The sequence below is a fragment of the Amycolatopsis sp. MtRt-6 genome (genome assembly GCF_017308975.1).
In the GTDB taxonomy this organism is placed as follows: domain Bacteria; phylum Actinomycetota; class Actinomycetes; order Mycobacteriales; family Pseudonocardiaceae; genus Amycolatopsis.
In genome coordinates, this window is sequence record NZ_JADWPD010000016.1 from 125,983 (window position 1) to 143,656 (window position 17,674).

Genomic DNA, 17,674 nt, shown 5'->3' on the forward strand with positions numbered 1-17,674 from the left:
CTCCGCATGCTCGTCGCGCTGGCCCTGACCCTCTGGGCGATCTACTGCACGTACGACGGCCTCGGGCCGTTCCTCGTCTACGCCCAGCGCCCGCTCATCGCCGGCTCGGTGGCCGGGCTCATCACCGGGCACCCGCTGCTCGGCCTGCTCATCGGCGCGACGCTGGAGCTCGCCGCGCTCGGCGTCTACACCTACGGCGGCGCCACCATCCCGGACTACCAGACCGGCGCGATCGTCGGCACCGCGCTGGCCGCGGGTGCCGCCGGCGACGCCGCCGCGCAGGCCGCGATCGGCATCGGCGTCGGGCTGCCCGCGGCGATCCTGCTCTCGGCGCTGGACCCGGTCGGCAAGATGGTCACCACCGCGCTGGTGCACCGGGCCGACGGCTACGCCGCCGACGGCAACGCCCGCGGCCTGGCGATGATCCACTGGGTCAGCCTGGTCCCGTGGGTGGCGGTGCGCGCGATCCCGACGTTCCTCGCCGCGCTCGCCGCGTCCGGCGGGCTGGTCAAGGACATCACCGCGAGCATCCCGGCCGGGTTCGTGCAGGGCATGACGCTGGCCGGCTCGCTGCTGCCGGCCGTCGGCTTCGCGCTGCTGCTCGGCATGATGGAGCTCTCGCGGTACTGGTACCTGCTGCTCATCGGGTTCGTCGGGTTCGCCTACCTGCACCTGCCGGTGCTGGGGATCGCGCTGATCGGCGTCGCGGTCGCGATGCTGTTCGTGACGCTCAAGCGCGACGAACCGGTGCTCGCCGTGCCCGGACCGCCCGCCGAGGAATCCACAGTGGACCGACGGCTGACGAAGCAGGACCTGCGGCGGGTGTTCCGCCGGTACTTCTGGTCGAGCCAGATCTCCTGGAACTACGAGCGGATGCAGGCACTCGGGTTCGCGTATGCGATGGAGCCCGCGCTGCGCCGGCTCTACCCGGAAAAGGCCGACTACGTCGCCGGCCTGCAGCGGCACCTGCAGTTCTTCAACACCTCGGTGCTCGTCGGCGGCCCGCTGATCCTCGGCTCCAGCGTCGCGCTCGAAGAAGCGGGCACGCCGAAGTCGGCGGCGAGCACGAAGATCGCGCTGATGGGGCCGATGGCCGGCATCGGCGACACCGTCGTCTTCGCGCTGTACAACAGCATCGTCTTCACCATGGGCGCGTCGTGGGCGTTGCAGGGCAACTGGCTGGGGCCCGCCTTCGCCGCCGTCATGGTGCTCGTGCCGTACGCGCTGGTGCGGCGCTGGCAGTTCGGGTTCGCCTACCGCGAAGGGAAGCGGCTGGCCGGGCACCTCGCCGCCGGCGCGCTCGCGCGCGTCGCACAGGGGGCGACCGTGCTCGGCTTCGTCGTCCTCGGCGGGTTCATCCCGTCGAGCGTCAAGGTCGTCACCACGCTGACCTACCGGCAGACCACCACGGTCCAGGGGCAGCCGGTGACGCAGGCGGTGGCGATCCAGGACCGGCTCGACGAACTGCTGCCGTTCCTGCTCCCGGTGCTCGTCACGGCCGGGGTCTACCTGCTGACGGTCAAGGCACGGCTGCGGCCGGTCTGGGTCATCGGCATCGTGGTTGTGGTCGGGGTCGTCCTGGGGTGGCTCGGCTGGTTCGCGCCATCGGCCCCGGCGAAGAGTTAGGAGTCGTCCATGTCCGTCCCGATCATCCTCGCCGGCCACGGCCGGCTGCCCTCCGGCGTCGGGGAAGCCGCCGAAATGATCCTCGGCCCGCAGTCGCGGCTGAAGGTCTGCGAGCTGAGCCCCCGCGACAGCCCGGAGGAGTTCGGCGCCCGCGTGCTCGCGCTGGCCGGCGACGCCGCGGGCGTGCTCGTGCTCGCCGACCTGCACGGCGGCTCGCCGTTCAACGCCGTCCGCACGCTCGCCGCCGGGCACCCGCGCCTCCAGCTGGTTTCGGGGCTGAACCTGCCGATGCTGCTGGAAGTCCTGCTGCACACGACCGACGACGTCACCGAGCTGGCCGGGGTGGCTCGCGCCGCCGGCCGCGACGGCGTCGTCGACGTCCTGGAATCGACCTGGTGACCGCCGCGCTCCTGCTCGCCGCGCAAGACGTCCGGATCACGCCGGGACCCGGGCACCCGCTCGGCGGCTACCTGGCCCGGCACGGCGTGGCGACCGGCACGCACGACGACCTCGAGGCGTCCCTGATCTGGCTGTCCACCGAGGACGACCCCGGCGTGGTGTGGGTGGCGCTGGACGCCCTCGCCGTCGACGCCGGGCTGACCCGCACCCTGGCCGACGCCGTCGCCGCGGCGGTGGACATCGACCCGGACCGGGTGCTCGTCTGCGCGTCGCACACGCACTCCGGGCCCGAGGGCTGGACCGGTCCGCTGCACCCCGGCCTGCCGGGGCGGCGCGACCCCGGGCTGGTCGGCGGCATGGCGGAGAAGGTCACCGGCGCGGCGCTGCGGCTGCGGGCCTGCCGCGGCCGGGTCCGGGCCCGCTGGCACGCGGGTTCGACGGAAGCCGTCGGCGGCAACCGCTACCGGCCCGACGGGCCGCACGACACGTCGTTCGGCGTGCTCGAACTGCGGCACGACGACGGCAGGCCGGCCGCGCTGCTGTTCGACTACGCCAGCCACCCCACGGTGCTCGGCCCGGACAACCTCGCCTGGTCGGCGGACTGGCCGGGCGCGACCCGCCGCGAGCTGGCCACGCTGGTCGGCCAGCCGGTCGCGGCCTTCCTGCAGGGCGCGGCGGGCGACGCGAGCTCCCGGTTCGTCCGCCGGGGTCGTGACCACGCCGAGGTCCGCACGCTCGGCGGCCACCTCGCGACGTCGATCGCGCGCACGCTGACGGCGGTGTCGCCACCGGCCGCGGCGGCCGGCCCGGTCCGGCTGACCCGGTCGACGCTGCACCTGCCCTACCGCGACATCCCGTCACTGGAGGACAGCCTCCGGCTGCGGCAGGCGGCGGAGGCGGAGTGGCAGCGCGAGCTGGCCCGCCACGGGGAGGACCACCCGGCGGTCCGGATCGCCCAGACCCGCTACGAGGGCTGCGCGATGCTGGCGACGATGGCGGCGGGCGGCCGGCCGACGGGCTGCGCCGAGGTGCCGGTCAGCGTGGTGTCGCTCGGGGAGATCGCCTGGCTGCACACGCCGTTCGAGCTGTTCGCGTCCCTGGGCCTGCGCATCCGCCGCGGCAGCCCGTTCCGCCACACCCGGGTGATCGGCTACACCGACGGGTACCTGGGGTACCTGCCGGACGCCGAGGCCCACCGGGACGGGATCTACGAGTCGTACGTGACGCTGTTCGACCCGGAGGCCGCGGACGAGCTGGTGGAGCACTGCCTGAAGGTGCTGCGGGCGCACCAGGTCAGCCGCTGCTGAGCCGGCCAGCTCAGGTCGCCGGGCTGCGCCGGGCCTGGGTGAAGACCGTGTAGCGGTCCGCCCGGTACAGCGACCGGCCCGCTTCGATGACGCCGCCGCTCTGGTCGTGCAGCGTGCCCTCGATGATCAGGCACGGCTGGGTGGCTTCGATGCCGAGCAGGGCGGCGTCGTTGCTGGTGGGCAGGACCGCGGAGATCGCCGTGTCGTTCCACTCCGGGCGCACGCCCCAGCGTTCCTCGATCGTGCGGTGCAGGGACTGGGTTTCCCAGTCGAACAGCTCGATGTCCGGGAAGCGGTCGACGGACAGGTTGGTGCGCTCCACCGCGAACGGCTCGTCTTCGACGTAGCGGAGGCGTTCCAGCCGGAACACCCGGGCGCCCGGCGGCACGTTCAGCCGTCCCGCGATGCGCGGGCCCGCGCTTTCGACTTCGGCGTGCAGCACCTTCGTCTTCGGCACGACGCCGCGGGCCTGCATGTCCTCGGTGAACGAGGTCAGCATGTCGATGTGCGCCGCCTGCCGTTCGGCGGTGAAGGTGGCGGTGCCGTGCTGGCGGTAGAGGACGCCGTCCGCGACGAGGCGGTTGATTTCCTGCCGCACGGTGCCGCGGGCCACCTGGAAGTGCTCGGCGAGGAACCGTTCGGACGGCATGAGCCGGCCCGGCCCGGCCTCCGTCGCGACGCTTTCCAGGATCTCGCGCAGCTGGTCGCCTTTCGGCCGCCCCGGCTGCAGCGCGTCCGGAAGGCGCAGATCGCTCGCGGCGACGTGTTTCGGACGGGGCATGACTTCAGTATGTCGCGCCACGGCGACGGAGGTAACACCCGGCGCGGCTCGGCCGGAGCCGCGCGGACCGCTCAGCCGGTGGCGCGGTCGCCGAGGCGGGCGAGGAAGTTCGCCGCCAGCGCTTCGCCCGTCACGTGCCCGACCGCGCTGTAGAGCGCCCTCGACTCCCGGGCCGTCCCGGCGGCCAGCATCGATCGGCCCGCTGCCTCCTCGACCGCCGCCAGTCCCAGCAGTGCCTCCGCCTCGACCAGGCGGAACCCGCCCGCGCGGGCCGCGTCCAGTGCCGTGCGGGCGTGCTCGCCCGCCTCGGCCGCCCGGCCGCCCGCCGCCAGGACCCTGGCCAGCGTGGCTTCCGCCTCCGCCAGTTGTCCCTTCAACCCCGACTCCGCCGTCAGCGCCCGGGCCTCGCGCAGGACGCGTTCCGCCGCGCCGAGGTCGCCCCGGCTCTCCTCCGCCCGGCCCACCGCGATCAGCGCCGCCGCTTCGACCTGGCGGTCGCCGTCGCGGCGGACGCACGCCAGGGCCGCCTCCGCCGTCTCCACCGCCAAGGTGTGGTCGCCACGGGCTCTCTGCAGGGCGCTCACCACGTTCAGCGCCGTCGCCTCGCCGAAGCTGGAGCCGAGGTCGCGGAAGGCCGCCAGCGCCTGGTCGAGGACCTCCCCGGACTCCGCCAGCCGCCCGGTGGCCAGGAGCACCAGGCCGAGGTCGGCCAGGTTGGCCGCCTCCCAGAACGCCAGGTCCTCCTTGCGGGCCAGCGCGATCGCCTCGACCAGGCAGTCCTCGGCCTGCTCGAGCCGGCCCAGCTGCCGGTAGTGGCAGCTCAGCGAGTTCAGCGCCAGTGCCTCACCCGACCGGTTGCCCAGCTCGCGGAACAGCTGGATCGCGCGACGGCTGTGCTCGACGGCCTCCGACAGCCGGCCGGTCCACTCCAGCATCGCCCCGAGGTTCGCCACCGCCGTGGCCTCGCACTGCCGCCAGCCGCACGCCCGGCTCGCCAGCACCGCCTTCTCCGTGTGCCGGATGCCCGCCTCGTGCTGTCCCTCGCGGAAGTACGCGCCGCCGAGGGACAGCTGGACCAGCGCTTCGGCGGGCTGTGCGCCGTGGTCCTGCGCCGCCCGCAGCACGATCGGGGCCAGCTCGAGCCACTCCGCGCGGCGGCCGTGGTCGTGGAAGAACCGCCGCAACGCGTCGGCGAGGTACCAGGCGCCGGGGTACGGCCCGCGCGCCGCCGCCTGCCGCAGCGCCGCCGACAGGTTGGGCACCTCGACGTCCAGCCAGGCCACCGCCGACGCCGCGTCGGCGAAGACGACCGGGCTCGGCGCCGAAGGCGCGTCCTCGCGGGGCAGCGCCACGATCCGCGCGCCCAGCAGCGCGACGGCGGCGTCCGCGGCCGCGCAGTAGCCGGTGAACAGCCGCTCCCATGCCTCCTCGCGCGCGGGTTCGTCCTCCTCGGCGCGGACGCACTGCTCGGCGTAGCGGCGGGCGAGGTCGTGGAACCGGTAGCGGCGGGGCGCGTGCGCCTCGAGGAGGTTCGCCGAGATCAGCCCGCGCAGCCGCCGGGTCGCTTCCTCCACCGGCACGTCCAGCAGGGCCGCCGCGGCGATCGCCGTGAAGTCGGGCCCCGGCACCAGCGCGAGCAGCCGGAACGCCTGCCGCAGCCCGGGCGCCAGCGCCTGGTAGGACACCGAAAACGCCTTGGCGACGGCGCTTTCGCCGCCGCCGTCGAAGCCGAGGTGGGCCAGCGGGTCGCCGCGCAGCTCGTCGACCAGCTCGCCGATGCTGGCGACGCCGGTGTTCGCCGCGGCGATCCGCAGGGCCAGCGGGTGGTGGCCGCAGAGGCGGGCCAGTTCGTCGGCGGCTTCGGGCTCGGCCGCCGTCCGGTCGCCGAGGAGGGTGGTCAGCAGGGCACGGGAGTCGGCCGCACGCAGCTGCGCCAGGCCCAGCGACCGCGCGCCGACGCGGGCGACCAGCTCGTCGAGCCGGTGGCGGCTGGTCACCAGCACCCGGCCCGACGACGGCAGCAGCGGCAGCACCTGCGTGGTGTCGCGGGCGTTGTCCAGCACCACCAGCGCCTGCCGGTCGGCCAGCAGCGAGCGGTAGAGCTTGCTCTGGTCGTCGACGCCCGGCGGCACGTCCCGCAGGTCGACGCCGAGGGTGCGCAGCAGCTGCGCGAGCGCGGCGGCGGGGGTGAGCGGCTCGTCGTCGGCGTCGAAGCCGCGCAGGTTCACGTACAGCTGGCCGTCGGGGTAACGCGTCCGCGCGGTGTGGGCCCAGTGCACGGCCAGCGCGGTCTTGCCGACGCCGGCGGTGCCGGTGATCACCCAGACCTCGCCGGGTTCGTCGAGCGCGGCCAGCTCCGGCGCCCGGCCGGCGAACCCGCGGACGTCCAGCGGCAGCTCGGCGGGCCGCGGCGGGGCGGCGGCCGGCGCCGGCTCGCCTTCGCCGCGCAGGATCCGCATCCGCAGGTCCTGCAGGGCCTGGCCGGGCTCGATGCCCAGCTCTTCGACCAGCAGATCGTGCGCCCGCGTGTACGTCTCCAAGGCTTCCGGGGTGCGGCCGCAGCGGTGCAGCGCGAGCATCAGCGCGGCCCGCAGGCGCTCGCGGAACGGGTACTCGTCGACGAGCCGCCGCAGTTCGCCGACCACCTCGCCGTGCCGTCCCGCGGCGAGCTCCTGTTCGTACAGTTCTTCGAGCGCGACGAGCCGGCGTTCGGCCAGCGCCGGGCCCTCGTGCTCGGCCAGCGCCTCGCTCACCCCGCCGAGCGGGGTGCCTTCCCACAGCGCCAGCGCGGCCCGCAGGTGCGCGACGGCGTCCGCCCCGGAAGTGGCCCTGGCCGCGGCGACCTCGGCGTCGAACACGTCGAGGTCCCGTTCGCCGGGCGCGACCTCGATGAGGTAGCCGGGCGCGCGCCGCACGATGACGTCGCGGCCGAGCAGCTTCCGCAGTTCCGAGATGTGCACCTGCAGCCGCCCGCGGACGCTCGGCGGCGCGTTCTCGCCCCAGGTCAGGTCGATGAGCCGGTCTTCGGAGACCACGCGACCGGGGTTGAGCAGCAGCGCGGCCAGCACGGACGTCTGTTTCCGGCCGCCGGGGCGGACCGCGCCCGTGTCACCGAGGACCGTGACCGGTCCGAGCAGGCGGTAGCGCAAAGGTACCCCCCGGAAGACGGACCGAAGCGAAACGGAAGTGCTGTGCGGAACCCTAACCTGCGGCCCAAGAGGGAAGGGAGGCTACGGGTGGACAGAGACGACGCGCAGCGCCTGTTGTTCGTCTGCTTCCCGGACGCCGGGGAAGCCGCCGGCCGCTACCGGGCCTGGCGCGATCCGCGGATCGCCGTCCAGGTCGTGGAGCTGCCCGGGCGGGGCGACCGCCGGGAGGAGCACCCGTACCGGGACATGTGGCTGCTGGTCGAGGCCTTGGCCGCGGAGCTGGCCGACGTGCTCGAGAGCCCGCACGTGCTCTTCGGGGCCGGGCTCGGCGCCCTGGTCGCCTACCGGCTGGCGCAGCGGCGGGTGGCCGCGGGACTGGGGGTCTCGCGGGCACTCGTCGTGGCGCACCAGGCGCCGCCGTCGCGGGCCGCCAGGGCCGTGCCGGAGCAGGCGGAGCGCGCCGACGTCAGCCTGCTGGCCAGCGACGCGCACCTGCCCGTGGCCCCGCCGCTGCCGTGCCCGATCCGCGGGTTCGGCGAGCCGCACGTGATGACCGGCTGGGGGGAGCACACCAGCGCGGGGTTCGTGCTCACGCCGGCGCGGGCGCGGGACAGCGCCGCCCTGCTGCGCGACGCTGTCCTGCGGTCGGCCTACCTGATCTCCGCCTTGGGCGTGCCGTCGGCGCCGAAGCCGGCCGAGGGATAGCCGGCCTTTCTCGCGGCCGTGCCGATGACGGCCTGGGATGCGGCGGCGCTCATGGTCTGACTCCTTTGGGCTCGGGTGCTCGCGCCCGATGCTGCCCGGACCGGCTTCCGAAACGCTTCCGTCGTCCTTTGTGGAGGATCATTCCCCGCGGGGAATTGGCGGGTCGATCGCTACATCGCACTGTGGATCGAGCCTGCCGAGGAGGTCCCGCCGCGCGGCGGTGCGCAGCGAGGACGACAGTGATTGTATAAGCGCTGTTATAATTCGCGGGTGATCCGCGCTCTCGTCGACGTCACCCCGCTCCGCGCCTCCCCGGCGTTCCGGCGGCTGTGGGTGGGCCGGGTCTTCTCCGGCTTCGGCAGCCAGATGACCCTCGTCGCCGTGATGTTCCAGGTCTGGGAGCAGACCCGGAGCACGGTGTGGACCGGGGCCGTCGGGCTCGCGCAGGCGCTGCCGGTCATCGTGTTCGGGTTGTTCGCCGGCACGCTCGTGGACCGCGTCGACCGGCGGAAGTTCGCCCTCCTCGCCACGACCGGGCAGGCCGCCTGCTCGGTGTTGCTCGCCGTGCAGGGGTTTCTCGGCGACGTGCCGGTGATCGTCGTGCTGGGCCTGGTGGCCGTGCAGTCCTGTTTCGTCGCGGGCGGCGGGCCGGCGGCCCGGACGTTCATCCCGCGGCTGCTGCCGCCGGAGCAGCTGCCGGCCGGGCTGGCGCTGAACCGGATCGCCTTCCAGGGCGCGATGCTGCTCGGCCCGGCGCTCGCCGGGCTCGTGCTGGGCCGGTTCGGCGTCGGCGGCTGCTACGTCGTCGACGCGCTCACGTTCGGCCTGGCGTTCTTCGGCGTGTTCGGCCTCCCGGCGATGCGGCCGGACGGCGAGCCGTCGCGGCCGGGGCTGCGCGGCGTGCTCGACGGCCTGGCGTTCCTCGTGCGGACGCCCATCGTGCGGGGCGCGTTGCTGACCGATCTGGCCGCGACGGTGCTGTCGATGCCGATCAGCTTGTTCCCCCTGGTCAACGCCGAGCGTTTCGCCGGCGACCCCCGCACGCTCGGCCTGTTCCTGTCGGCGGTGGCGGTCGGCGGCGTCGGGGCGTCGGTGTTCTCGGGCACGTTCACGCGGCTGCCCCGGCCGGGCCGGGTGATGCTCGCGGGGTCGGCGGCCTGGAGCGTGGCGCTCGCGGGGTTCGGCCTGATCCCGAACCCGTGGCTCGGCCTGGCGTGCCTGGTCGTGGCCGGAGCGGCCGACACGGTATCGGTGGTTTCGCGCAGCGCGCTGGTCCAGCTGGCGACACCGGACGCACTGCTGGGCCGGGTGGCGGCGGCGGAGCAGATCGTCGGCCAGGCGGGGCCGGATGTCGGGAACCTGCGGGGAGGTCTGGTGGCGGGAGTGACATCGGGGACGTTCGCGCTGGTGAGCGGCGGGTTGCTGGGCGTGCTGGCGGTAGCCCTGGTCGGCGTGGTGACCCCTGGCCTGCGCCGGTTCGCGGTGCCCGCGGGGGCGGCGGGGAAATAGGCCTTTCCGGCCGCGCACAATTCGGTTTCCGGTATTCGGAAGCGGCTATTTCCCATAGGTCGCCGAGTGTGGAGCGTGACAGTGGTGTCACGCTCCGCTTGAGATCATCCGGAGTGATGTGCTGGGCCGGATGGCGGACATCGATCACCCTGTGTGCCGGGTTTTCGTGGGTTTGTTTCCCGCGGTGATCACCGGCGCGGCAGTTCCCGGCAACGATTTGCGGACGCGGAAATCGTCATCTACAGTCCGCTGATCACGGCCGAACGAGCCGTAATCCGTGATTCCCGGAATCTTCCCCGAGGAGTGGCATGCCCCAACGCGCCTCGACCCGCCGGCTCGCCGTGCTCGCCCTGGTCGCCCTGATCGCCGTCGTGCTGACCGGCTGCAGCCAGCTGAAGGGCTCGTCCGCCGCCGGTGCCGTCGAAAAGCCGTCGATCCGGGTCGCGATCCTCACCACCGTCGACCTCGCGCCGCTGTGGCTGGCCCAGGAGGGCGGGTACTTCAAGGCCGAGGGCCTCGACGTGCAGACCGACGTCGGCGCCAGCGGCCAGGAGACGCTGAGCCGGCTGACGAGCGGCCAGGCCGACCTCGCGCTGTCCACCTACACGCTGTTCTTCCTGGCCAAGAGCAACGGCTCCGCCGACGTCAAGCTGGTGACCGACGGGACCTCGGCGAGCCCGCGCAGCAACGAGGTCGTCACCGTGCCGAACTCGCCGGTGAAGACGGTCAGGGACCTCGAAGGCAAGCGGATCGCCATCAGCTCGAAGAACGCCGCTTCGGACGTGCTGACCCGGTCGGTGATGCGCGACCACGGCGTCGACCCCGGCAAGGTGCAGTGGGTTCCGATGCCGCTGCCGGAGATGAGCGCCGCGCTCGCGCAGGGCCGGGTCGACGCCGCCTACCAGCCGGAGCCGTTCCTCACCCAGGCCGCCCGGACGGCCGGCGCCTACCCGGTCATCGACGCCGCCAGTGGTAGCACCCAGAACTTCCCGCTCACCGGCTACGGCGCCACCGCCAAGTGGGTCCAGGACAACCCGAAGACGCTGAAGGCGTTCCAGCGCGCGATGCTCAACGCGACGCGCGCCGCTGTCGACCGGGCCCGGATCGAACCGCTCGTCGTCCGCAACGCCAAGGTGGACCAGGACATCGCCAGCCTGATGGTGATGCCCGCCTTCGGGTCCACATTGGACGCCCGGCGCATCCAGCGGGTGCCGGACCTGCTGCAGCAGCTGGGCGTGGTCCAGACGAGGATCGACGCTTCTTCGATGATCGCGCCGCAGACCGGCACCGGCTGAGCCGCCACCGGTGACCCGAAGGGGCCGTTTCTCGCACCGACCGCGAGGAACGGCCCCTTCGGTGTGCGAGTTGGGCAGAAAGTCCCGTTCCGTCCGGCCTTGACACGACCGCCGCCGCGGCCCACCCTCTTCATACCGACCGCGCGGTACGACGTTGTCCACATGGTGGGATCGGAGTCATTCATGGCACTACCCGGCGAAGACCTGCTCGTGGTCGACGGCCTCACCGTGCGCTTCGGTGGTCTCACCGCCCTGCACGACGTCCACCTGAGCGTCGACGCCGGCACCGTCGTCGGGGTCATCGGGCCCAACGGCGCGGGCAAGACGACGCTGTTCAACGTCATCTGCGGCTTCGTCCGGCCCCAGGCGGGTCGCGTGCTGTGGCGCGGGCGGCCGCTGGTCCGCCACCGCCCGGAACACCTGGCCCGGCTCGGGATCGTCCGGACGCTGCAGGGCCTCGGCCTGTTCCCGGGGCTGACGGTCCTGGAGAACGTGATGACCGGCGCGGGCCGCCACGCCCGGACCGGCCTGCTCCCCGCCCTCGCCGGTGCCGGGCGTTCGGCGCGCGACGAAGCCGATCTGGCCGGGCGCGCCCAGGAAACCCTGGGCGAACTCGGGATCGCCGACCTCGCCGGCCGGCTGCCCGGCGTCCTGCCCTACGGCGTGCGAAAACGCGTGGCGCTCGCGCGGGCGCTGGTGGCCGAACCCGACCTGCTGCTGCTCGACGAACCGGCGAGCGGGCTGTCGGCCACCGAGCTCGCCGAGCTGTCGGCGTTGATCGTCTCGCTGCGCCGGCGGCTGGCGGTCGTGCTGGTCGAGCACCACATGGACCTGGTCATGGAGGTCTGCGACCAAGTCGTGGTGCTGAACTTCGGCGAGGTGATCGCGGCGGGCCCGCCGGCGCGGATCCAGGCCGACCCCCGGGTGGCCGAGGCCTACCTCGGCGACCCCGCCGAGGAGGTGTCCGGTGCTTGAGATCGAAGACCTCTCCGTCGCCTACGGCGCGGTCCGCGCGCTCGACGGCGTCGGCATCACCGTCGACCGCGGCGGCATCACCGCCGTGCTCGGCGCCAACGGCGCCGGCAAGACCACCCTGCTGCGCACGATCAGCGGCCTCCACCCCGCCCGCGGCGGCCGGATCACCTGGGACGGCCGGGAACTCACCGGGCTGGCGCCGGACCGGATCGCGCGCGGCGGCGTCGCGCACGTGCCCGAAGGCGGCGGTGTCATCACCGAGCTGACCGTCGACGAAAACCTCCGGCTGGGCGCGCTCTGGCGGCGGGACCGCGCCGACCGGGCCGCCGCGCGCAGGGAAATGTACGAGCTTTTCCCCGCGCTGGAAGAACGTTCGGCGAAACCCGCCTCGACGCTCTCCGGCGGCGAGCGGCAGATGCTCGCCATCGGCCGGGCCCTGATGAGCAGGCCCGGGCTGCTGCTGCTCGACGAGCCTTCGCTCGGGCTCGCGCCACTCGTCACCGCGCGGATCATGGGCATCCTGCGCGATCTGCGGGCCACCACCGGGCTCACCGTCGTGCTCGTCGAGCAGAACGCGCACTCCGCGCTGTCCATCGCCGACCGCGGGTACGTCCTCGCGCTCGGCCGGGTCGTGGCCGTCGACACCGCGGCGGAACTGCTGGCCGACGACGGCCTCCGCCACGCCTACCTCGGTTTCTGACTTTCCGGGGTTTCTGACCGTCCACAATGGAGGTGACCGGTCCGGTATGCAGGACTTCTTCGACCTGACCCTCGGCGGGATCTCGGCCGGCGCGGTGTACGCGGCGCTCGGGCTCGCCCTGGTCATCATCTACCGGGCCACCCGGGTGGTGAACTTCGCGCAACCCGCCCTCGCCCTGATCTCGACGTACCTCGCGTACTCGGTGACGAAGGCGACCGGCAGCTACTGGCTGGGCTTCGCCGTCGCGATCGTCGCCGGGACCGTTCTCGGTGTCGCCACCGAACGGCTGCTCATCCGGCCGCTGCGGCACCGCTCCGAGCTCAGCTCGATCATCGTCACGCTGGGGCTCCTGCTGGTGCTGCAGGCGATCGCGGGCATGATCTGGTCCAACGAGCCGCTGGCGTTCCCGTACGCCTTCGACTTCCGCGGCCGGTTCTCCGCCAACGACCTGTTCGTGGTCCTCGTCGTGCTCGCGATCGCCGCCCTGGTGCTGGTGCTGTTCAAGTACACGCCGCTGGGCCTGCGGATGCGCGCGGCGGCGTTCGCCCCCGAAGTGGCGCGGACGCTCGGCGTGCGGGTCGGGCTGATGCTCACCGCGGGCTGGGGCCTGGCCGCGGGCGTCGGCTCGCTGGCCGGCCTGCTCGCCACCCCGCCGTTCCTCTTCCCGAACGTGCTGGACGGCGTCTTCGTCTACGCGCTCACCGCGGCGGTGCTCGGCGGTCTCGACAACCCGCTGGGCACCATCGCCGGCGGGTTCGTGCTCGGTGTCGGACTGTCCTATGTGTCCGGCTACTTCGGACCGGAGATGGTGACGATCGCCGCGCTCGCCATCCTGGTGGTCGTGCTGACGCTGCGGCCCAGCGGGTTGTTCGGCCGGGCCAAGGTGAGGCGGGTATGAGCGTGCGGACGAAACCGGCGGAGACAACGGCAACGCCGGTGAAGCAGCGCCGCACGCTGCCGCCGTTGCTCGTCCACGTGCTCGCCGCGCTGGGCGCGCTCGTGGTGGTCGTGCTGCTGACCCTGGTCACCGACGAGTTCACCAACCTGCGGATCGCGACCATCGGCTACTACCTGATCGCGGTGGCCGGCCTGACCCTGCTGACCGGTCTCACCGGCCAGGTCTCCCTGGGCCACGGCGCGTTCATGTTCATCGGCGCCTACACGGTGGCGCTGCTGGTGAAGCACGTGCCGTCGTTCCCGCTGTGGGCCGACCTGCTGCTGGCGTCGGCCGCCGGCGGGCTCGCCGGGCTGCTGGCCGGTGCCGCGGCGGCCCGGCTGCACGGCCCGTACCTGGCCGGAGCGACTCTGGCACTGGCCGTCGGCCTGCCCGCGCTGACCCGGAAGTTCCCGGACTTCCTGGGTGGCAGTAACGGGCTCGACTTCACCGTCCACAGCAGACCGGCCGGGATCGGCGTCCCGGAACTGCGCTGGCAGACCTGGATCGTCTGGCTCAGCGTGCTGCTGGCACTGGTGCTGGTGGTGAACATCGTCCGCGGCCGGCTCGGGCGGGACTTCCGCGCGGTCCGCGACGACGAGGTCGCCGCCGCGCTGAGCGGGATCGCCGTCGGGCGCACGAAGATCCTCGCGTTCCTGGTCAGCGCGGTCTGCGGCGGGCTCGCCGGTGGCCTGCAGGCGTTCCTGCTCGGCACCGCCGCGCCCGGGTCGTTCACGCCCGCGCTGTCGCTGAGCCTGCTGGCCGCGGTGGTGCTGGGCGGGCTCGGCTCCCTGTGGGGCGCGCTGTGGGGCGCGGTCGCCCTCGTGTACTTCCAGGCCTGGTCCGAGGACCTCGCCGACGTCCTGCACCTGAACACCGACGTGGCCAACAACCTGCCGCTCGCGGTGTACGGCGTGATCCTCATCGTCGTCGTGCTCGCCTTCCCGCGTGGCATCCAGGGCGGGTTCCAGCGGCTCCGCGCACTTCTCCGTAAGCCCGCCGAGAAAAAGGAGAACCATGAGAACCACTAGGTACGGCGCGGGGTTCATCGCCCTCGCCTTGGCGCTGACCGCGTGCGGCGGCGCGGGGGAGAGCGACGGCGGCGGGCAGCAGGCCGCGGACTCGGCGGTCGGCGTCACCAAGGACACCGTCGTCATCGGCACCCACCAGCCGCTCACCGGCCCGGCCGCGCCCGGGTACAGCAAGATCTCCGCCGGGGCCCGCGCGGTGTACCAGGCGATCAACGACGGCGGCGGGATCAACGGCCGCAAGATCGACTATCACGTCGAGGACGACGGCTACAACCCGACGAAGACCGTCGAGGTCGTCAAGAAGCTCGTCCTGCAGGACAAGGTCTTCGCGATCGTCGGCGGCCTGGGGACGCCGACGCACTCGAAGGTCGTCGACTACCTGAACTCCGAAGGCGTCCCGGACCTGCTGGTGTCCTCGGGCGCGCTCGCCTGGGACAACCCGCAGAAGGCGCCGATGACCTTCGGCTACCAGGTGGACTACACGCGGGAAGGCAAGATCCAGGGCAAGTACGTCAAGGACACCTTCGCCGGCAAGAAGGTCGGCTACTTCACGCAGAACGACGACGTCGGCCGCGACACCCAGGCCGGGCTCGACCAGTTCGTCAAGGACCAGGTCGTCGTCAAGCAGGGCTACGACAGCGCGAACACCGACGTCACGCCCCAGCTGTCGGCGCTCAAGGCGGCCGGTGCCGAGGTCGTCGTCTGCGCGTGCATCCCGGCGTTCACCGCGCTGGCGATCCTGGCCGCGGCGAAGATCGGGTACAAGCCGCAGTTCGTGGTCAGCAGCATCGGCGCGGACCCGGCGACGCTGTCCGGGCTGCTGCAGGACTTCGCCAAGCGCGGCGGCGCCAGCGTCTCCAGCGGGCAGCTGCTGGCCGGCCTGATCGGCACCGGGTACCTGCCGGACGTCGCCCAGACGGCGGACCCGTGGGTGGCCTACTTCAAGGGCATCCACGACAAGTACATCCCGAAGGAGCCGTTCACCAACACCGTGCTGTTCGGCATGGTGCAGGCGTACACGTTCGGGCAAGCGCTCAAGGCGGCCGGCCCGGACCCGACGCGGCAGAAGGTCGTCGACGCGATGAGCTCGGGCGCGTTGAAGGGGCCGGGCCTGACCCCGTTCGGGTTCTCGAAGGACTCGCACGCCGGCTACACGGGCGCGTTCGTGTTCAAGATCAACCCGGACGTGACGACGACGGTGATCCAGCCACCCGCCGTGACCGACCGCGGGACGGGCGCGATCACGCCGTACTCCGGTGAGCGAGCCACTCCGGAGCAGGTCAACCTGGTGAGCAAGTGACGACCGGGCCGGCTCGTGGGTGCCGCGGGCCGGCCCGTCCGCTCACATAGGGTGGCGAGATGAGTGTCAGGGACAAGGTCGTGCGGGCGGCGGTGCGCCTGTTCGCCGAGAAGGGCTTCGAGGCGACGACGGTCCGGGAGATCGTCGAGGAGGCCGGCGTCACCAAGGGCGGGCTGTACCACTACTTCGAGTCCAAGGACGACCTGCTCTTCGAGATCTACGCGGCGATGCTGCGGATGCAGACGCGGCGGATGGTGACGATCGCCGAGTCCGACCTGCCGCTGCCGGAGCGGCTGCACGCGATCATCGCCGACGTCGTGGTCACCAGCATCGCCGACCTCGACGCGGCGACGGTGTTCTTCCAGTCGTTCCCGTTGCTGGAGAAGTCCAAGCAGGTCCAGGTGCGCGCGGAGCGGCGGACCTACCACGAGCGGGTGCGCGACCTGGTCGCCGAGGGGCAGCGGGCGGGTGTGTTCCGCGCCGACGTCCCGGCCGACCTGGTGATCAACTACCACTTCGGCGCCATCCACCGGCTCGGCATGTGGTACCACGCCGACGGCGAGCTGTCCGGCGAGCAGGTGGGGACGCACTTCGCCGACCTGATGCTGCGCAGCCTCCGTCCTTAGTGGACTTACCGGTCGGCTGGTAGGGTCGCGGGTATGTCGAGCCCCGAAGCGTCCAGGAACGGGCTGCCGGTCATCCCGGCGGTCCGGTAAGTTCCCGCTTCCTGCTTCCCGGGTGCCCGGGTGACCACGAAATCGTCCGTCGATCTCGTGTTCCCTGGAGTTTCGCGTGCCTCTGTACTTCCTCGCCCTGGCGGTGTTCGCCATGGGTACGTCCGAATTCATGCTCGCCGGGCTGGTGCCCGGCATCGCCGCCGCGTTCGCCGTCTCGGCGGCGCAGGCGGGCTACCTGACGTCGGCGTTCGCGTTCGGCATGGTCGCCGGCGCGCCGCTGATGGCCGCGCTCGCCCGATCGTGGCGGCGCCGGACCGCGTTGCTGGGCTTCTTGGCGCTCTTCGCCGTGACCCACGTCATCGGCGGGCTGACGACGTCGTTCGCCGTCCTGCTCGGGACGCGGGTGCTGGCCGCAGTCTCGTACGCGGGGTTCCTCGCGGTGGCGCTGACCGCGGCCACCGGCCTGGCCCGACCCGGCCGCGCGTTGGCCGTCCTGCTGGGCGGCACGACGGTGGCGTGCGTCGCCGGGGTGCCGGGCGGAGCGCTCCTCGACGCGGCTTTCGGCTGGCGGTCGGCGTTCTGGGTGGTCGCCCTGCTGTGCCTGCCCGCCTTCGCCGCGGTGTGGTGGATCCCCGACACCGCGGCCGGCGCGAAGCCGGCCGGGCTGCGTGCCGAGCTGGCCGAGCTGCGCTCGCTGGCGGGGGTGCTGCTGCTCGCCGCGCTCGTCAACGCGGCGACGTTCGGGGTCTTCACGTACCTGGCGCCACTGGCCGGCGGCAGCGCACCGGCGGTGCTCGCCGCCTTCGGCACGGGCTGTTTCGCCGGCGTCACGGCAGCGGGACGGCTCGCGGACCGCTGGCCGGGCCGGGTCGTCGCGGCCGGGGGCCCGCTGCTGCTCGCGGGCTGGGTCGTGACGGCGCTGACCGCGCCCGGACCCGCGGCGCTGGCCGGGTTCGCGTTCGTCCAGGGCGGATTGTCGTTCCTGGTCGGCAGCACGGTGATCGCGCGGATCCTGCACCGGGCGACGGGCGCCCCGACGATGGCGGGCTCGTACGCAACGGCGGCCCTGAACGCCGGCGCCACGGCCGGCCCGGTACTCGCCGGCGCGCTTTGGGGAGTGGTCAGCCCGTTCTGGGTGGCGGCGGTGCTGGTCGCGGTCGCCTTGGTGGTGGGGGTGGTGGTGCGTAAGGCGTTCGCGCGGTAGCCGGTGGTCGTGGTGCTGCTGTCGCCGGTGCCGCGAATGACTCATCGGGGACCTCCGACGTCCCGAATGAGTCATTCGCGGC

The 17,674-nt window shown here is 72.9% G+C and carries 15 protein-coding genes; 13 read left to right on the top strand and 2 right to left on the bottom strand.

Going from position 1 to position 17,674, the window contains the following annotated elements:
• Nucleotides 1–6: 6 nt before the first annotated feature.
• Genes I4Q55_RS26080 through I4Q55_RS26090 form a run of 3 tightly spaced genes read left to right on the top strand, consistent with a single transcriptional unit; the run spans nt 7 to nt 3,332 of the window.
• A complete protein-coding gene (locus tag I4Q55_RS26080; RefSeq protein WP_206791246.1) occupies nt 7–1,626 on the top strand; it encodes a PTS system mannose/fructose/sorbose family transporter subunit IID in 1,620 nt (539 codons plus the stop codon).
• Between the two features lie 9 nt (nt 1,627–1,635).
• Entirely contained in the window at nt 1,636–2,025 is a 390-nt protein-coding gene (locus I4Q55_RS26085) for a PTS sugar transporter subunit IIA (RefSeq protein WP_086851333.1), read from the top strand.
• Nucleotides 2,022–3,332: a hypothetical protein gene (locus I4Q55_RS26090; protein ID WP_206791247.1), complete on the top strand. Its 1,311-nt coding sequence runs from the start codon at nt 2,022–2,024 to the stop codon at nt 3,330–3,332. Before I4Q55_RS26085 ends, I4Q55_RS26090 begins: the two co-directional genes overlap by 4 nt.
• 10 nt (nt 3,333–3,342) lie before the next feature.
• On the opposite strand, the gene I4Q55_RS26095 is transcribed toward I4Q55_RS26090, so the two are convergent.
• A complete protein-coding gene (locus tag I4Q55_RS26095; protein WP_206791248.1) occupies nt 3,343–4,113 on the bottom strand; it encodes a GntR family transcriptional regulator in 771 nt (256 codons plus the stop codon).
• 71 nt (nt 4,114–4,184) lie between these two features.
• Entirely contained in the window at nt 4,185–7,262 is a 3,078-nt protein-coding gene (locus I4Q55_RS26100; RefSeq protein ID WP_206791250.1) for a BTAD domain-containing putative transcriptional regulator, read from the bottom strand.
• Nucleotides 7,263–7,349: 87 nt separating this feature from the next.
• Here I4Q55_RS26100 and I4Q55_RS26105 point away from each other — a divergent pair, with 87 nt between their 5' ends.
• The 10 genes from I4Q55_RS26105 (at nt 7,350) to I4Q55_RS26150 (ending at nt 17,592) form a co-directional block, all read left to right on the top strand.
• Nucleotides 7,350–7,967: a thioesterase domain-containing protein gene (locus tag I4Q55_RS26105; protein ID WP_206791252.1), complete on the top strand. Its 618-nt coding sequence runs from the start codon at nt 7,350–7,352 to the stop codon at nt 7,965–7,967.
• Nucleotides 7,968–8,237: 270 nt separating this feature from the next.
• Nucleotides 8,238–9,476: an MFS transporter gene (locus I4Q55_RS26110; RefSeq protein ID WP_206791253.1), complete on the top strand. Its 1,239-nt coding sequence runs from the start codon at nt 8,238–8,240 to the stop codon at nt 9,474–9,476.
• A gap of 308 nt (nt 9,477–9,784) precedes the next feature.
• Nucleotides 9,785–10,771, top strand: coding sequence for an ABC transporter substrate-binding protein (locus I4Q55_RS26115; RefSeq protein WP_206791254.1), 987 nt, complete (start codon nt 9,785–9,787; stop codon nt 10,769–10,771).
• Between the two features lie 183 nt (nt 10,772–10,954).
• Complete coding sequence (locus I4Q55_RS26120; protein WP_206791255.1) at nt 10,955–11,746, top strand: ABC transporter ATP-binding protein; 792 nt, start codon at nt 10,955–10,957, stop codon at nt 11,744–11,746.
• Nucleotides 11,739–12,446 carry an ABC transporter ATP-binding protein gene (locus I4Q55_RS26125; RefSeq protein WP_206791256.1) on the top strand — a complete coding sequence of 236 codons (708 nt, stop codon included), beginning with the start codon at nt 11,739–11,741 and terminating at the stop codon, nt 12,444–12,446. Before I4Q55_RS26120 ends, I4Q55_RS26125 begins: the two co-directional genes overlap by 8 nt.
• Before the next feature lie 46 nt (nt 12,447–12,492).
• Nucleotides 12,493–13,344, top strand: a complete 852-nt coding sequence (locus tag I4Q55_RS26130) for a branched-chain amino acid ABC transporter permease (RefSeq protein WP_206791257.1) — start codon at nt 12,493–12,495, stop codon at nt 13,342–13,344.
• Nucleotides 13,341–14,411: a branched-chain amino acid ABC transporter permease gene (locus I4Q55_RS26135; RefSeq protein ID WP_206791258.1), complete on the top strand. Its 1,071-nt coding sequence runs from the start codon at nt 13,341–13,343 to the stop codon at nt 14,409–14,411. Before I4Q55_RS26130 ends, I4Q55_RS26135 begins: the two co-directional genes overlap by 4 nt.
• Entirely contained in the window at nt 14,398–15,711 is a 1,314-nt protein-coding gene (locus tag I4Q55_RS26140; RefSeq protein WP_206791259.1) for an ABC transporter substrate-binding protein, read from the top strand. Before I4Q55_RS26135 ends, I4Q55_RS26140 begins: the two co-directional genes overlap by 14 nt.
• A 59-nt stretch (nt 15,712–15,770) precedes the next feature.
• On the top strand, nt 15,771–16,337 hold the full coding sequence (locus I4Q55_RS26145; protein WP_206791260.1) for a TetR/AcrR family transcriptional regulator: 567 nt from the start codon (nt 15,771–15,773) through the stop codon (nt 16,335–16,337).
• Between the two features lie 154 nt (nt 16,338–16,491).
• Nucleotides 16,492–17,592, top strand: a complete 1,101-nt coding sequence (locus I4Q55_RS26150) for an MFS transporter (RefSeq protein WP_374194492.1) — start codon at nt 16,492–16,494, stop codon at nt 17,590–17,592.
• Nucleotides 17,593–17,674: the final 82 nt, after the last annotated feature.

What these genes read in the sequence shown, in the direction of transcription:
- I4Q55_RS26080 (WP_206791246.1), top strand. Translation starts at nt 7, where the DNA reads ATGCTCGTCGCGCTGGCCCTGACCCTCTGGGCGATCTACTGCACGTAC.
- I4Q55_RS26085 (WP_086851333.1), top strand. Translation starts at nt 1,636, where the DNA reads ATGTCCGTCCCGATCATCCTCGCCGGCCACGGCCGGCTGCCCTCCGGC.
- I4Q55_RS26095 (WP_206791248.1), bottom strand. Translation starts at nt 4,113, where the DNA reads ATGCCCCGTCCGAAACACGTCGCCGCGAGCGATCTGCGCCTTCCGGAC.
- I4Q55_RS26115 (WP_206791254.1), top strand. Translation starts at nt 9,785, where the DNA reads ATGCCCCAACGCGCCTCGACCCGCCGGCTCGCCGTGCTCGCCCTGGTC.
- I4Q55_RS26120 (WP_206791255.1), top strand. Translation starts at nt 10,955, where the DNA reads ATGGCACTACCCGGCGAAGACCTGCTCGTGGTCGACGGCCTCACCGTG.
- I4Q55_RS26130 (WP_206791257.1), top strand. Translation starts at nt 12,493, where the DNA reads ATGCAGGACTTCTTCGACCTGACCCTCGGCGGGATCTCGGCCGGCGCG.
- I4Q55_RS26135 (WP_206791258.1), top strand. Translation starts at nt 13,341, where the DNA reads ATGAGCGTGCGGACGAAACCGGCGGAGACAACGGCAACGCCGGTGAAG.
- I4Q55_RS26140 (WP_206791259.1), top strand. Translation starts at nt 14,398, where the DNA reads ATGAGAACCACTAGGTACGGCGCGGGGTTCATCGCCCTCGCCTTGGCG.
- I4Q55_RS26145 (WP_206791260.1), top strand. Translation starts at nt 15,771, where the DNA reads ATGAGTGTCAGGGACAAGGTCGTGCGGGCGGCGGTGCGCCTGTTCGCC.